Here is a 14,871-nt window from a genome sequence, read left to right as displayed (position 1 = left end):
TGCGGATTTGAATGGTGCGAATGTGATTGCGCTTTTGGGGGCTGTCGTAAACCAGCCTAGAGGTTCGGGCTTGTTTTGTTCTCTGGTAGAGCATAACAGGCTCAGGGCTACTGAAAGCCCGCGCTACACTGCTAAGGCGGTGTAGGGTCGGGTAGTTTACAAAGTGCCAAAATCCTAAGAGCCTCAGATCGAGTGCGACCGTGTTCCTCACCTTCTCAGCAGTATGGCTAGATCCTCAGCTTCGTGGCTCAGTCGGCTCTCCTTTTTGCGAGGGCTGATCTTCATCTTGGCCGTGGTGGTTGCCCTCGTTTACTTGGGCTTCAGCCGGGAGGTTCGCCTTGGCCTTGACCTCAAGGGAGGAACCCAGCTCACGCTACAAGCTGTGCCCACCGAGGAGGTGCCTGAAATCACCCCCGAAGTGATGCAGGGGGTAGAGGCCGTCATCCAGCAGCGGATCAACGGGCTGGGGGTGGCTGAGCCTCTGGTGCAGATCAGCGGCCAAGACCGCCTGTTCGTGCAGTTGCCGGGGGTGGCGGATCCGGATCGGGCCATTGCTCTCCTTGGAGATACAGCCCAACTGGAGTTTCGCAAGGGCTTGGTTCCCGTCGGCGCGCTGCCCCGCAACGAGCGGGGAGAGATAACCGCGGGGGAGGATCCGGATACTCTGTTTGAGCGAGTCGGCCTCACCGGGGATCTGCTGCGCAATGCCTATCCCCAAGCCCCTCGCCGCGGATCCCAGAGTTGGGAGGTGCTGCTGGAGTTCAAGCCGGAGGGGGCAGAAAAATTTACTCAGCTCACCCGAGATCTGGCCGGAACAGAACGTCCATTGGGCATTTTTCTGGACGACGTGTTGATCAGTGCCCCGATCGTGGGGCCGGAGTTTGCCCGCACCGGCATTACCGGCGGGACGGCGGTGATCACAGGCAACTTTACGGTGGAAACCGCCACTGACTTGGCGGTCAAGCTCAGGGCAGGAGCGCTGCCGGTTCCCATTCAGGTGATTGAAAATCGCACTGTCGGGGCCACTTTGGGGGAAGTGAGCGTGCGCCGCAGCCTCTATGCCGGGATCGGGGGCCTGGTGCTGGTTTTCCTCTTTATGGTGGCCTACTATCGCCTGCCAGGGCTGATTGCGGACATTGCTCTGCTTATCTACGCCCTCTGTACCTTTGCTCTCTTCCAACTGCTGGGGGTAACCATGACTCTGCCGGGGATCGCGGGCTTTATCCTCAGCATCGGCATGGCGGTGGATGCCAACGTGTTGATCTTCGAGCGCATTAAAGAAGAGTTGCGGGCCGGCAAATCCATCTACAAGTCCATTTCGGAAGGGTTTAACCGCGCCTTCAGCAGCATCCTGGACAGCAATGTGACCACCCTTTTGGTCTGTGGCGTGCTCTTCTGGCTGGGGATGGGACTGGTGAAAGGGTTTGCGGTAACCCTGGGCATTGGCATTCTGGTGAGCTTCTTTACGGCCATCACCTGCACCCGTAGCCTGCTCTTGGCGGCAATGGGGATCCCCAGCTTGCGCAAACCTGAGTTTTACGGCGTTCGGATGGAGGCGGCCCAATCATGACGGCTCAAGAGCTATCCCCCGTAGATCCCGCCTCTCGGTTGCTCGACTATCGCTTCGACATTGTTGGACGGAGCAAGCTGTGGTTCAGCTTGTCCTTGGCGGTGCTGCTGGTGGGGCTGGTCAGCATGGCCTTTTCCCTGGCTTCTCTGGGAACTCCCCTGCGGCTGGGGTTGGATTTTTCCGGCGGCACCTTGCTGGATCTGAGCTTTGAGCGGCCTGTCACCACCGAGGAGCTGCGACGGGCGCTGCAGGAACACAACCTGGGCACCAGCATCATCCAGCTGGACACCCAAACGGGCCAGGAAGCCCTGATCCGCATGCCCCCCTTGACTGAGCAAGAGCGGCTGGCCGTGGAAGCCACCCTGCGGCAGGAGATTGCTCCCTTCGAGCGCAACCTGGTGGAGACAGTGGGCCCGACGGTGGGTCGTCTGCTCCTGCGTTCCGGCATCGTGGCGGTGCTCATCTCTTTCGGGCTCATCGTGCTGTACCTGGCCCTGCGCTTCCAGTGGGATTACGCGGTGTTTGCCATTGTGGCGCTGCTGCACGATGTAGTGTTGACGATAGGGCTATTTGCCCTTTTGGGCCTGACGGTGGGTATGGAGGCGGACAGCCTGTTTGTGGTGGCGCTGCTGACCATCATCGGCTTTTCCGTCAACGACACCGTGGTCATCTACGACCGCATCCGCGAGAATCTGCGTCTGGTGAGCCGCAAGGTCAGCCTGGCCGAGGTGGTAAACCTATCTCTGAACCAGACCTTTGCCCGCTCCCTGAACACCACCCTGACGACGATGCTGCCCCTAGTTGCCATCGCCATTTTCGGGGGAGCTACCTTGAAGGGGTTTGCCATTGCCCTGCTCATTGGCTTTACTTTGGGGGTGTATTCCAGCATTTTTATCGCCAGCCCCCTGTTGGTGTGGTGGCGGCAGCAGCGCTATGGCAAAAGTAGCGAAGATGCCCGCGCAGGCAGGGATCCCGATTCACTTCCCTCTGAGGGCTAGGGCCCCGATATCGGAAAAATTGGGTCGATTGGGTGGGGATCTGTCGTTCGCGCTAAGACGGTGTCCTCTGGGTTCACCATTGCAGTCTTTGCCCATGGGAGATCAGGTAGCGCTGTAAATCGGCCATTTTGCCTTGCGGCACGATCTGAGCTGGGATCAAGCTGGGATCCTGGCTGTGCAGCCAAGCCACGGTCAGCCCTGCTGCCGAGCCGATGGTCCATTCACCGTAATGCACGCGGGTGGCGGCGTTGACAATGTGGCTGACGGCGATCCCTTTGCCGCCGATGAGCAGGTTATCCACCTTCTGCGGGATCAGGGCTTCCAAGGGAATGAGAATGGGACGGACGGAAAACTCGTTGACTGGCGCGGAGCTGGCCGAAAGAGAGGGCTCCCAGTTGCGGTAGCGACAGCCGTGGATATCGATGGCGTAGTGGGTAACCCCCACCACGGTAGGTCTGAAGTCCCGCCCCCCGGCGGTGCCGACGCGAATATCCTGCTCCAACATCAGGAACTCTGCTTGGCCGTAGGCAGCTCGCCCCAGGATGCGCCGACCTTCGCGGATGTAGGGGTAGAGGCTAAGGCCGGAGCGGGTGCCCAGCAAGGACTCTTCGGCAAACACCAAGGACAGGGGATAGCCGCTGCGGGATTGGGTTTCCATCAGCCACTCGGCAAACAGCAGGGCGTGGTTTTCTCCATCTTTGATGGCCGAGACATCCAGGCCCCCCAGCCAGTTGTGGCGCTGCCCCGAGGCCACCAGCCGCTCTTCCGTCAGGATCAGGGGCGGGTTCATGATCCCCCAGTCGTTGCCGCGGTTCCAGTTCACCAGCGTCAGGTCGCCTGGAACAGGCGTGCTGTAGAAGGGATCCCGGCGACCCTTGCTGACGATGCGGCGGTAATTGAAAAAGCTCTGGCCGCTGAAGGTGGGGAAACCTTCCATGTCGAACTCGCGGCGGTGTTCGGCGCGGGAATAGCCTGGTTGCAGTTGGGCCAGCTCTGCTCGGGAGCGACCGCCATCGTCGTGGATGGCCAGCACGAAGGGAAAGGTAAAGGCTTGAGTGCACTCCGGGTTGCTGGCGGGGGCGGCATTGGGCTCGCCGGTCACATCGTGCCCTTCCGAACCCAGCCGATAGGGGATCCCGGCCCAGCCCACCAGCTCTCCGGTATCGGTGGCATCGATCACGAAGAATGGGCGGCCCGGCGGCGCTTGTAGACGCAGCACTCGCTTGGCGAACACCTCCGTTTCCTGCCAACTGTACCAGCTCACCAGCTCCCGCCACAGCCGTCCCGGCGGCACAAAGTTGGGATCCCGCGGCTGCCGCTGCACAGCGTAAATGCTTTCAATCCGGGATCCATCGGCGCTGAAGGTGGCCCCCTTAAAAGCCGTTTGGGTAGCCCAGCGGCTGTTGGGGGCATTTTGAGCTGCCTGTTGCAGCCAGGTTTCCACCGCCTGCAGCCCCGCCTGAGGCGGAAAACACAGCCCTCCCACCCAGCAACTGTTGATCTCGGATACGCGGGTTCCCGGCGGGATCCCTGTCCAGGCCGGCAGATGCACCGGCTGGCTTTCGATCAAGGCCTTGAACTCCAGCCAGTGGCGGGAAAAATTGCCCCGCTGCCGCATCGGCAGCGATTCATCAATGGCCGATACCCCCTGGGAGGTAATCTGACCCCCCAGCCAAGGGGTGAGCTCGATGAGACAGGTCTGCACCCCCCCTCGCATGGCATGGCCTGCCGCTGCCACCCCTCCCAGGGATCCGCCCACCACCACCAGCTCGCACTCCCAAATCTCGTCCGGCTGCGGCAAGGGATCCAACAAGGGCCAACCGTGGGCGGTAAAACGGGGCACCTCCGGCTCGGAGACGGCAACAGGGGATCCCACCTCTGGCTGGGAGAGGGCGGCAAACCCCATCCCGGCCACAAAGCTCAGCAGCGACAGGATCCCCAGCCCCACAGTTCGCTTGGGCTCAGATCCCCGGCACGCCGCAGCCGTCTTTTTGCCAGCCATGCTCACCTCACTCACACCCCAAGCCCTTCCCCGGCAGGAGAAATCCCCTTGAGAATAGCTGAGGAAACCGACATTGAGGCCAGCCAGGATCCCTGCCACAGGGCATAATGGGCTAGCAACTTTTTAACGGCAACGGCGGGATCCCATGGGACGGGCAAAGAAGGTGGTATTGGCCTATTCAGGCGGGGTGGATACTTCCGTCTGCATTCCCTATCTCAAGCACGAGTGGGGGGTGGAATCGGTGGTGGCCCTGGCAGTCGACTTGGGGCAGGGGGCGGAGCTGGAGGCCATTCAGGCCAAAGCCCTCAGGGCGGGGGCAGAGCAATCTCTGGTGCGGGAGGCTGTCCAGGCCCTCATTACCGACTATGCCTTCCCGGCCATCCAGGCCAACGCCCTCTACGAGCAGCGCTACCCCCTTTCCACGGCCCTGGCCCGACCCCTGATTGCCAAGCTGCTGGTGGAAGTGGCGGAAGAGGTGGGCGCCGATGCGGTGGCCCACGGCTGCACCGGCAAAGGCAACGACCAGGTGCGCTTTGATCTGGCTATTGCTGCTTTAAATCCCCAGCTCAAAGTGTTGGCCCCTGCCCGCGAGTGGGGGATGACCCGCGAGGAGACCATTGCCTATGGGGAGCGCTACGGGATCCCCATGCCCGTGCAGAAGTCCAGCCCCTACAGCATCGACCTCAACATTTTGGGCCGCAGCGCTGAAGCCGGCATCCTAGAAGATGCCGACCGGGAGCCGCCGGAGGAAGTGTATGCCCTCACCCGGCCTATTTCCCAGACACCCGACGAGCCCGCCTACGTGGAGATTGAGTTCGAGCAAGGGATCCCTGTCGGGGTGGATGGGCAGCGCCTCAGTCCCAAAGCCCTCTTCGAGCAGCTCAACTCCTTAGCTGGCCTGCATGGGGTGGGCCGCATCGACATGATTGAAAACCGCCTGGTGGGGATCAAGTCGCGGGAGATCTACGAGTGCCCTGCTCTAATGGTCTTGATCCAAGCCCACCGCGAGCTGGAAAGCCTCACCCTCACCCGCGATGTCATCCATTACAAGTACGGCATCGAGACCACCTACAGCCAGTTGATCTACAACGGCCTTTGGTACTCGCCGCTGCGGGAGGCTCTGGACGCCTTTATCCGCGCCACCCAGAAAAGCGTCACCGGTGTCGTGCGGATGCGGTTGCACAAGGGCCAGGCGGTCTGTGTGGGCCGTCGCTCCCCTTATTCCCTCTACAACCCCGAGCTGGCCACCTACGGCGCAGGAGACCAGTTCGACCACAAAGCGGCAGAAGGCTTCATCTATGTCTGGGGTCTGCCCACCCGCGTTTGGTCGCAGGTTCACAGAATCTAGGAATCCCCTCCTGGCTCGAGGTTGGGGGGAGCACGCTAGCCCTGCTGCTTGGGATCCCAGACTCAGCTCCCGATTGAATTCCCAAAACCCACTTAAGTCCCGGCAGTCCAGGTGTTGCCGTACTCGATCTGCTCTGGAGTGAGGCTGTCGATTTGGATCCCCATGGCTTTGAGCTTGAGGCGGGCAATGGCCTCGTCCACTTCTGGGGGAATGGGGTGCAGCCCCGGAGTCAACCGGCCCCGGTTTTTCACCAGGTATTCGCAGGCCAGGGCCTGGTTGGCAAAGCTCATGTCCATGACGCTGGCGGGGTGCCCTTCGGCAGCAGCCAAGTTAATCAGGCGGCCTTCCCCCAGCACCACCACTGACTTGCCCGACTGCAGACGGTATTCTTCCACAAAGGGGCGCACCGTCTGTCGGGAGACGGCCCGCTCCTGCAGCGCCACCAGGTCGATTTCAATGTCAAAGTGGCCGGCGTTGCAGACCATCGCCCCATCCTTCATGCGGTCGAAGTGCTCGCCGCGAATCACGTGCTTGTTGCCGGTGACGGTGATGAAGATGTCCCCCAGAGCAGCGGCTTCTTCCATCGGCATCACCCGGAAGCCGTCCATCACCGCCTCCAGAGCCCGCACCGGGTTGACTTCCGTGACAATCACCTGGGATCCCATGCCGCGGGCCCGCATGGCCACTCCCTTGGCGCACCAGCCGTAGCCAGCCACCACCACCGTCTTCCCGGCCAGAAGGATGTTGGTACAGCGCAGGATCCCGTCCAGGGTGGATTGGCCGGTGCCGTAGCGGTTGTCGAACAGGTGTTTGGTCTCGGCGTCGTTGACGGTCATCACCGGGAAGCTGAGCACCCCCGCCTTGAGCATGGCCCTAAGGCGCACCAGGCCAGTGGTGGTCTCTTCCGTGGTGCCGATGAGCTCCGACAGTTGCTCCTGACGGTGCTGCACCAGCTCCGCCGTCACATCTCCGCCATCGTCGATAATCAGGTTGGGGCGGTGATCTAGGGCAATCTGGACATGGCGGCGGTAGGTGGCCACATCTTCTCCTTTGAGGGCAAACACCGAAATGCCATGGTCCGCCACCAGGCTGGCGGCCACATCGTCTTGGGTGGAAAGGGGATTGCTGGCAATGAGAACGCTATCCGCCCCCCCTGCTTGTAGAGCCAGGGCCAGGTTGGCCGTTTCGGTCGTAATGTGGCAGCAGGCCACCAAGCGCAGCCCGGCAAAGGGCTTTTCTTGAGCAAAGCGCTCCCGGATCTGGGCCAGCACCGGCATCTCCCGCGCCGCCCACTGGATCCGTTGCTTGCCCAGGGGGGCGAGGTTCAGATCTTTCACTTCATGCTTCGGGAGAGACAGGGTAGCGCTGGTCATCGAGTGTTGCTCCAAACAGGGTCATCGAGAGAGGATAGGGGAACGGAAACTGCAAGCCCCAAAGGGGGCCAGGCAGCCATAAAGATCAGCAAGGATGTCCACAAGCCTGAACCATTTTGCCACAAGGGATCCCCTTTCAGCGCTGGGGCTGGATGTAGGCAACCGCCGCATTGGCGTGGCCGGCTCCGACCGGCTGGGGCTGCTGGCTACTGGCCTGGGGGTGATCCAGCGCCGTTCCCTCTCAGAGGATATTGCCCAAGTGCAGGAGTGGATCCGCCGCCGCCAGGCCACCGTGGTGGTGGTGGGGATCCCCCTTCTGGCGGATGGGTCGGTGGGATCCCAGGCCCGCAAAGTCCAGCGGTTCGTGCGCGCTTTGCAGGTGGCCGTGGATCTTCCCATTGTTACCGTCAATGAATACCTGAGCACCGCGCAGGCGGAGTGGGATCTGCGCGAGGCGGGGATCCCGGCCAAAGCCCAGAAGGGCTTAATCGATCAGCAGTCGGCGGCGGTAATTCTCCAAACTTGGCTGGACGAGCGACGGGCTTCCCCGTCGGAAATGCCGGGCTGGCAAAGCTGGGGCAACAAAGACTACGCTGGAGAAGTCTAGCCGGGAAAGTTTAAATCAATTCAAGCCCAAGGTGGGCCATCCCTCGTTGCCCCTTCTGCATCAGCAGGGTGTGATTGTTAAGTCGGGGCCTTTCGCGCAACTTTGATAACGTCTGATAACGTCACGTGAACCATCCGAGCATGAATCGCATTTGCATTCTTGGGGGCGGCTTTGGCGGGTTGTACACAGCTTTGGAACTGAGCCGGCAACCCTGGCCAGAACCACCCCAGATCACCTTGGTCGATCGGCAGGAGCGGTTCGTCTTTGCCCCCCTGCTTTACGAGCTGCTCACCGGAGAAATGGAAGACTGGGAGGTGGCCCCCCGTTTCCAAGATCTGCTGCCCCCAGAATCGGTGCAGTTTCGCCGGGGATCCGTCCGGGCTATCGACCCTCAAGCCCGCCGCGTGGAGCTGGAAGATGGGCAAAGCTTGGAGTACGACGCGCTGGTGCTGGCGCTGGGGGGAGAAACCCCTCTAGAGAGCGTTCCGGGAGCGGCGGAGTTTGCTTTTCCCTTTCGCACCCTGGCAGATGCTCAGCGGCTGCGCGCCCACCTGAAGGCGTTGGAAGACCGGGATCCGGCTCAGCCTGTGGCTCTGGCTATCGCAGGAGCAGGGGCCAGTGGCGTGGAACTGGCCTGCAAATTGGCAGATCGGCTGGGCTGGCGGGGACGGATCCGCCTCATCGAGTTGGGATCCCAAATCTTGTCCGGCTTTGCTCCCTCCAGCCGGGAGGCGGCCCAAGAGGCGCTGGCCCAACGGCGGGTGCAGGTGGAGTTGCAAACCAAGGTCTTGGGCATCGAGGCCCTTGGCGAGAACGGCGCCCCTCCCTTCCATCTGCAGCTGCAACGGCTGGAGACCCAGGAGATCGCCACAGATCTTGTGGATGCTGTGCTGTGGACTGTCGGAACCCGACCGGCAGCGGTGATTGCCAATTTGGATCTGCCCAAAACGGAGCGGGGACGGCTACAGGTTTTGTCCACCCTACAAACCCCCACCTTCCCAGAGATCTTTGCCTTGGGAGATGCAGCAGCGGTGGTGGATGCGGAGGGCAAGCCGGTGCCGGCCACAGCCCAAGCGGCTTTTCAACAGGCCGGTTATTGCGCCTGGAACCTGTGGGCTTTGCTCACCCGCGAGCGGCCTCTCTTGCCCTTTCGCTACTTTTCCTTGGGGGAAATGCTCAGCCTGGGGGTGGATACGGCGGTGCTTTCTGCCCTTGGCGGACTCACCCTGACCGGCCCCCTGGGCTATTTGGCGCGGCGAACTGCCTATCTGGTGCGCCTGCCCACACTGGAACACCAGCTCAAGGTGGGATGGAATTGGATCACCCGTCCCCTCTGGCAAGGGCTGCTGGCCCGCTAGGATCCCTGTAACTGGCAAGAGCGCTCGTAGGCCGCTCGCACTGCCTGCATCAGGGCTCCCCGCACCCCCGCCTGCTCCAAGGCTTGGATCCCGGCAATGGTCGTCCCCCCTGGACTGGTGACCCGGTCTTTGAGAACGGCAGGGTGCAGATTTTCTTGCTGCAAGAGGGCAGCAGTACCCGCCAAGGTCTGCAGGGCCAACTGGGTAGCAATGGGACGCGGCAGCCCCACCTGTACCCCTCCGTCGATCAGCCCTTCCAGAATCACCGCCAGATACCCCGGCCCGGAACCCGAAAGTGCCGTCACCGCATCCATCTGGCTTTCGGCCACCGTCACCACCTCGCCCACCGCGCGAAACAGCTTCTCCACCTGCTCCACCTGCATAGGCGTCACCCCTGGCCCGTAGCTGATGGCCGTTATGCCCGCCCCCACCAGCGCCGGCGTGTTGGGCATCGTGCGCACCACCTTTTGTTTGGGAAAAGCCTGCTGCAACTGCTGCAAGGGGATCCCGGCCATAATCGAGATCACCAGCTCTGTGGCGGACAGCCGGCCCATCTCAGCCACCACTGTCGGGAAGAGCTGCGGTTTAACGGCCAGAAACAGAATCTCAGACTCTCCCGCCTGGGATGGATCCGCCAACAATCGGATACCCAGCTCCTGCTGCAGGGCCACAGCCTTATCCAGATCAGGCTCCCGCAAGGCCACCTGCGCTGCGGGATAAACTCCCACAGCTACCCAACGCCGCAGCAGGGCGGATCCCATGGCTCCACCCCCGATAACACTTAGCAGTGGCCGCTCCATAGCAACTAGTGCTGACCTACTGCCTGCAGATGCTCATAGGTGCTGGGCCAGAGGGGGGTAGGGCTTTGCAAAGGGCGCTGCAGCGGCTGCACCACTTGGCTACTGGGGGTGGAAACCATCACCGTGCTGGGGGTGAACAAAAAAATGTTTTCGCCAATGCGCTCTTGGTGGCCATCGATGGCGTAGGTGCCGCCGGCAACGAAATCCACAGAGCGCTGCGCCTCAGCGGGATCCATTAGGGTCAAGTTCATGATCACCGTCTTGCGCTCCCGTAGGTACTGGATAACCTGAGCCATCTCATCGAAGCTGCGCGGCTCCATCACCACCACTTCACTGGTGGGTGGGTTTACGCCCGGTAATCCAATCACGTTGCTCCCCATACTGCCCCCTGCTGAGCGATCCCGATGTTGACTGCGCCGATGGCCCCGCGACTCTTCTCGACCGGCAGAGCCCTCCCCCGCTTCCACTCCCCGTTGCCGCCGCCCTCGCGGAAGGGTACTCACTTCCTCCTCTTCGGGGGGAGCAGTCGGTTGGGAACGGCGTCCCTCGTAGAGCAGTTGGTAATCATCCTGCCCTTCCATTTCAGAGTACTCCTCCAGGCCGTCCACGGGATCATTCAGACCCACAAAATCTCTTACCCTGCTCCAGATTCCATTGACATTCATATGCACATCCTCACTACAGGTCATGGGTTTACGGCGAGCGCAGGATTCAGTCTCTTGATTGGATCCTGAGTGGCTCACTCAAGCTAGGGGGCGTCCTTTCATTCTCGGTCAAAGTCTTTCAATAGGCTGAGACAGGGTTTGCTCAGGAAGCTGCCGAAGCAGGTGGGGGCTAACGTAGGTTAACAAAACCCCATTGATTCGACGAGTAGAGTTTACCCAGAAGAAGTGAAGATGTCATCTCACTTGCCAAGCCGTTGCTGGGCAGGAGCGAACTCTGCTCCCCGTCTGGATTGAGCCCACGTTAACGGAAGTAACGCAAATGATTACAAATTTCCCCAAAATTTCCCCAATAGGGCAAATCCTGGGCGGGATCCCCCCGCTTTTGATCGAGCCAAGCCAAACTCTCGCCCCGAAGGTACCCCGCAGGGCGACTCCGGAGTTCGCGGCTTTACACAAAATTTAATCACAATTTAACAGCTTCACAGAGGCCACATCTATTTCCGCTCGGCGTCGGCAAACAAAGCACGCCCCAGTCGGATCAAGTTAGAGCCTGCTGCCACCGCCAGGGGGTAATCGTCGGACATGCCCATGGAGAGGGTGTGCACCTGCAGATGTTCATAGCCGCTGCGCTGGATGTAATCGGCCAGTTCGGCCAGCTTGCGAAACAGGTCTAGGGCCGCCTCTGAGCTCAAGCCCAAAGGCAAAATGGTCATCAGGCCCACAATTTGCACCTGCAGCAGTTGGTTCAGTTCGGGGAGGCTCTGCAACAGATCGGGGATGAGCCAGCCGAACTTATTGGGATCCGGAGCCAATTTAACCTGCAGGCAAAGCTTGGGGGTGAGGTGCAGCTCCCAAGCCTTTTGGTTGATCAGCTTGGCCAGGCGCAAGCTATCGACGCTGTCAATCCAGGCAAATTGCTTGAGGGCCGGTTTGACTTTGTTGGTCTGCAGATGCCCGATCAAGTGCCAGACGATATCGGTCAGATCTTGCAGTTGCCCTTGTTTGACGGCGGCCTCTTGCACTCGACTCTCCCCAAAGTGGCGGATCCCGGCCCGATAGGCGGCGCGGATGTGGTCGGCACTGTAGCCTTTGCTCACTGCCATGATCTCCACATGGTCTGGGATCTGGGCTCGGATGGCCTGAATGCGGCTGTGGATGAGCTGCTCGTCAAGGGGCATCGTCAGGTCAGCAGGCCGGGGATCGCTATCCCCATTCTCGTTCCAATTGGCAACAATGCTCTGGGATAGATTTTTGCAGAACCCAGAGCCAACGGGCTGTCCGCTACCGCTGCCAGGGATCCGGTCGGGAGATGATCACGCGGGTGCCGGGCGCCAGTTTGCGCGCGTAGTCCAACTGCACCACTTCTGGGTTTTGCTTCAGGGCTTCCCCCTGGAGGCGAATGGCTTGGGCTTCTCCTTCTGCCAGGATCACCAATCGTTGTTTTTCCAGCTCTGCTTTTTCCACGAGGAAGCGTTCCCGCTCTTTCTCTTGCTCGGCAATTTGCTTTTGCTCGATGGCCGTTTGGAATTGGTCGGAGAAGCGGACATTGCGCAGCAGCACGTTTTGCAAGATCAGGTCATTCTCAGCAAAAATGCTGGAGAGCTGCCGCTCCACATTTTCCTGGATCTGCTCGCGTTCTTCCGAGAAAACGGCGATGGCGCGGTGCAAAGCCAGTTCATTGCGCACCACCGTCCGCACCTCTGGGCGAATCACTTTGTCCACGTAGGAAGGGCCAATGGTCTGGTGCAGGTGGGCCACTTGGTCGGGATCCAAGCGAAAGCGCACCGAGACATCGAGGGAGATCTGCTGGCCGTCGGCGCTGAGCACTTTCAACGCATCATCCCCCTGGTTTTCGGAGCGTTGGGAGGCCATGGTGTAGGTTTGGGTGCGCACGTCGTAGAAGATAGGCGTTTCCACCAGCGGCAGCAGGAGGTGCAGCCCTTCTCCCAGCGGCTGCGGCTTCAGCCCCGTCAGGGAGTTGAACACCACGGCCCGTGTGCCGGCAGGCACCACCACCAAGCACTGCAGCAAGGTGGCCAAGAGGATCAGCAGCAATGCCCCACCCACCAAGGGAATCCAGGACAAAGCGGGAAGTTCAAAAGCAGGACGACGGGGGTGGGCCGATTTCACAGGTGTGTTACCCAAAAACCTAAAGAACTCGAACAGGTGCCCCGGGGATGGCCGGCCAAGCTCTTCTTGAGCTTAACCCAAGGCCGCAGCCAAGATCTGATAGGCCAGTTTGGCGACCGTGAAGGCGCTGCGGCGATCGGTTTCCCGTTCTCCCGTGACCGACAGCTCGACCACATCGGCGCCGACAATTTGCCGTTGCTGTCCTAGTGCCCGAATCAGCTCCACCGTCTCCCACCAGCCCAAGCCGCCGGGTTCGGGGGTACCGGTGGCCGGCACCACAGCGGGATCCAGCCCATCCACATCCACCGTCAGGTAAACCTGGGGGCCCAAGGTGGCGATCACCTCTGGGATCCACTCCTGGGCTGGCTTGGCGTGCAGGCTGTGGGCAAAAAAGGTGTGCAGACGGCGCTCGCGAATGGCCTGGCGGTCTTCGGCGCAGATGGAGCGGATCCCCACTTGGGTGAGGCGGCTGCCCACTTGCTCCACCACGCGGGCCATGGCAGAAGCATGGGAATAGCGGGATCCCTCGTAGCTATCTCTCAGGTCGCAGTGGGCATCGATTTGCAGGACGTGCAGCTCCGGATAATGGGCCAGGTGGGCAGCAATCAGGGGCCCGCTGATGGAGTGCTCCCCACCAATGGAAAGCAGGAACCGCCCCGGTCTCACCCACTCGGCAGCGCGACGCTGGATTTCGGCCATAGCCAGCTCCTGGGCGGAAGATCCCAGACCTTCCAACTCCACCGGGGGGGCTGTCCAGTAGCGGGAGATCTCTTCCGAGAAGTCGGGGTGAAGAGCTGGCTGGCGATCCCGTACCTCGTCGTAGATCTCCACATAGGCAGAAGCCTGCAACAGCGCCTGAGGGCCTTTGGCGGTGCCTTTGCCATAGGAGGTGGTGGCCTCGTAGGGGACGGGCAGGAGAATTGCTTGGGCCATCTCCGGATCCGGCTCAGGCAGGCCCAGGAAGGGGAAGGGAGAGCGATACATGATGGCTTGCAAGAAGGGATCCCTATTCTATTGAATCTATTGAAGAATTGTGGTGAGCCAAAAGGACTGGGATGATGGGGTAAAGAGGGATCCCTTGTGGGATTGAGGCAAACCCTCTAGACTGAGCAAAGGCTTCCCCAAGCCCAGTTTTAGCAGCCATTTGTTTTCACTCCTCTTAGACTGCCTTTCCACAAGCTGACGAGCCTATGACCACTGCCTCTCACGCTGCTCTTTTCGACGCTCTGGCCCAACGTCGGGCCCTCAAGATCATCAGCGGTCTACAAAACTTCGACCTGCAGTCGGTTCTGAGCATCACCCGCGCCGCCCAACAGGGAGGGGCCACTTGGGTGGATATCGCTGCCAGCCCCGAATTGGTGCAGCGGGTACGCGCCCAGATCGATCTGCCCATCTGTGTGTCGGCGGTGGAGCCGCAGCAGTTGGCCGCAGCCGTACAGGCAGGAGCAGACATGGCCGAGATCGGCAATTACGACAGCTTCTACCCTTCAGGCCGCATCTTCTCCGCAGCGGAAGTCCTAGACCTTACCCGCCGAACCCGCTCTCTTCTGCCCCGCACGCTCTTGTCGGTAACCGTTCCCCACACTCTGCCTCTGAATCAACAGGCAGAATTGGCCGAGAAACTGGAGGATCTGGGAGCCGATCTCATCCAAACCGAGGGCAGCACCAGTGCCGAGCCGGTTCACGGGGGATCCCTGGGCCTGATCGAGAAGGCTGCCCCCACCCTGGCCGCCGCCTATGAAATTAGCCGTGTCGTCTCGGTACCGGTTATCTGCGCTTCCGGCCTCTCGACGGTAACAGTGCGCTTGGCCATTGCTGCCGGCGCTTCAGGTGTAGGGGTGGGCAAAGCTGTCAGCCGGCTCCAGGATGAAGTGGCCATGGTGGCTCAAGTGCGGGCATTGGTGGAGGCCTTGGGAGGATCTCGGATCCCTGCCCTTGTCTAGGTCGATGTGTAAACTACCCGGCCCTGACTGCTTCGCAGTACGGGGCGGGCTTTCGGTAGCCCTGCAGTTGGCAAGCC

General features: G+C 61.0%; 13 protein-coding genes and 1 pseudogene. 7 read left to right on the top strand and 7 right to left on the bottom strand.

The genetic code is table 11. The features are described from left to right. The 3 genes and pseudogenes from NW840_RS10860 to secF all read left to right on the top strand — a co-directional run. A pseudogene (locus NW840_RS10860) lies at window positions 1–145 on the top strand (RNA-guided endonuclease TnpB family protein); the annotation flags it as partial. A gap of 78 nt (window positions 146–223) precedes the next feature. Further along, the gene (gene secD / locus NW840_RS10855; RefSeq protein ID WP_414331113.1) at window positions 224–1,570 is read left to right on the top strand and encodes a protein translocase subunit SecD; all 1,347 of its coding nucleotides are present in this window, start codon (window positions 224–226) and stop codon (window positions 1,568–1,570) included. Continuing rightward, the gene (secF, locus tag NW840_RS10850) at window positions 1,567–2,568 is read left to right on the top strand and encodes a protein translocase subunit SecF (RefSeq protein WP_414344225.1); all 1,002 of its coding nucleotides are present in this window, start codon (window positions 1,567–1,569) and stop codon (window positions 2,566–2,568) included. The genes secD and secF overlap by 4 nt, the downstream gene beginning before the upstream one ends. 73 nt (window positions 2,569–2,641) lie before the next feature. Here the strand turns inward: secF and NW840_RS10845 are convergent, their stop codons facing one another. After that, a complete protein-coding gene (locus NW840_RS10845; protein ID WP_414344222.1) occupies window positions 2,642–4,570 on the bottom strand; it encodes an FAD-dependent oxidoreductase in 1,929 nt (642 codons plus the stop codon). A gap of 145 nt (window positions 4,571–4,715) precedes the next feature. On the opposite strand from NW840_RS10845, the gene NW840_RS10840 reads away from it, so the two are divergent. Continuing rightward, window positions 4,716–5,918 (top strand): argininosuccinate synthase, encoded by a 1,203-nt coding sequence (locus NW840_RS10840; protein ID WP_414344220.1) that lies wholly within the window; start codon window positions 4,716–4,718, stop codon window positions 5,916–5,918. A gap of 92 nt (window positions 5,919–6,010) precedes the next feature. Here the strand turns inward: NW840_RS10840 and ahcY are convergent, their stop codons facing one another. Then, the gene (gene ahcY, locus NW840_RS10835; protein WP_414344218.1) at window positions 6,011–7,291 is read right to left on the bottom strand and encodes an adenosylhomocysteinase; all 1,281 of its coding nucleotides are present in this window, start codon (window positions 7,289–7,291) and stop codon (window positions 6,011–6,013) included. Between the two features lie 94 nt (window positions 7,292–7,385). On the opposite strand from ahcY, the gene ruvX reads away from it, so the two are divergent. Further along, window positions 7,386–7,898 carry a Holliday junction resolvase RuvX gene (gene ruvX / locus NW840_RS10830; protein WP_414344216.1) on the top strand — a complete coding sequence of 171 codons (513 nt, stop codon included), beginning with the start codon at window positions 7,386–7,388 and terminating at the stop codon, window positions 7,896–7,898. A gap of 140 nt (window positions 7,899–8,038) precedes the next feature. Beyond that, the gene (locus NW840_RS10825; protein ID WP_414344215.1) at window positions 8,039–9,256 is read left to right on the top strand and encodes an NAD(P)/FAD-dependent oxidoreductase; all 1,218 of its coding nucleotides are present in this window, start codon (window positions 8,039–8,041) and stop codon (window positions 9,254–9,256) included. Here the strand turns inward: NW840_RS10825 and proC are convergent. The 5 genes from proC to speB form a co-directional block, all read right to left on the bottom strand. Next, window positions 9,253–10,056 carry a pyrroline-5-carboxylate reductase gene (proC, locus tag NW840_RS10820; protein WP_011433348.1) on the bottom strand — a complete coding sequence of 268 codons (804 nt, stop codon included), beginning with the start codon at window positions 10,054–10,056 and terminating at the stop codon, window positions 9,253–9,255. The two genes, NW840_RS10825 and proC, sit on opposite strands and share 4 nt — an antisense overlap. Before the next feature lie 5 nt (window positions 10,057–10,061). Then, the gene (locus tag NW840_RS10815; protein WP_414344227.1) at window positions 10,062–10,637 is read right to left on the bottom strand and encodes a cell division protein SepF; all 576 of its coding nucleotides are present in this window, start codon (window positions 10,635–10,637) and stop codon (window positions 10,062–10,064) included. 578 nt (window positions 10,638–11,215) lie between these two features. Continuing rightward, window positions 11,216–11,899, bottom strand: coding sequence for a YggS family pyridoxal phosphate-dependent enzyme (locus NW840_RS10810; RefSeq protein WP_414344214.1), 684 nt, complete (start codon window positions 11,897–11,899; stop codon window positions 11,216–11,218). Between the two features lie 103 nt (window positions 11,900–12,002). Continuing rightward, on the bottom strand, window positions 12,003–12,851 hold the full coding sequence (locus NW840_RS10805; RefSeq protein ID WP_011433345.1) for a prohibitin family protein: 849 nt from the start codon (window positions 12,849–12,851) through the stop codon (window positions 12,003–12,005). Between the two features lie 72 nt (window positions 12,852–12,923). Then, a complete protein-coding gene (gene speB / locus NW840_RS10800; protein ID WP_414344213.1) occupies window positions 12,924–13,847 on the bottom strand; it encodes an agmatinase in 924 nt (307 codons plus the stop codon). Window positions 13,848–14,041: 194 nt separating this feature from the next. On the opposite strand from speB, the gene NW840_RS10795 reads away from it, so the two are divergent. Continuing rightward, window positions 14,042–14,794 (top strand): DUF561 domain-containing protein, encoded by a 753-nt coding sequence (locus tag NW840_RS10795; RefSeq protein WP_011433343.1) that lies wholly within the window; start codon window positions 14,042–14,044, stop codon window positions 14,792–14,794. Window positions 14,795–14,871 lie beyond the last annotated feature (77 nt).

The sequence above is a fragment of the Synechococcus sp. R5-13 genome, assembly GCF_047462015.1.
Taxonomy (GTDB): domain Bacteria; phylum Cyanobacteriota; class Cyanobacteriia; order Thermostichales; family Thermostichaceae; genus Thermostichus.
This window is presented reverse-complemented; position numbering and strand designations above follow the sequence as displayed.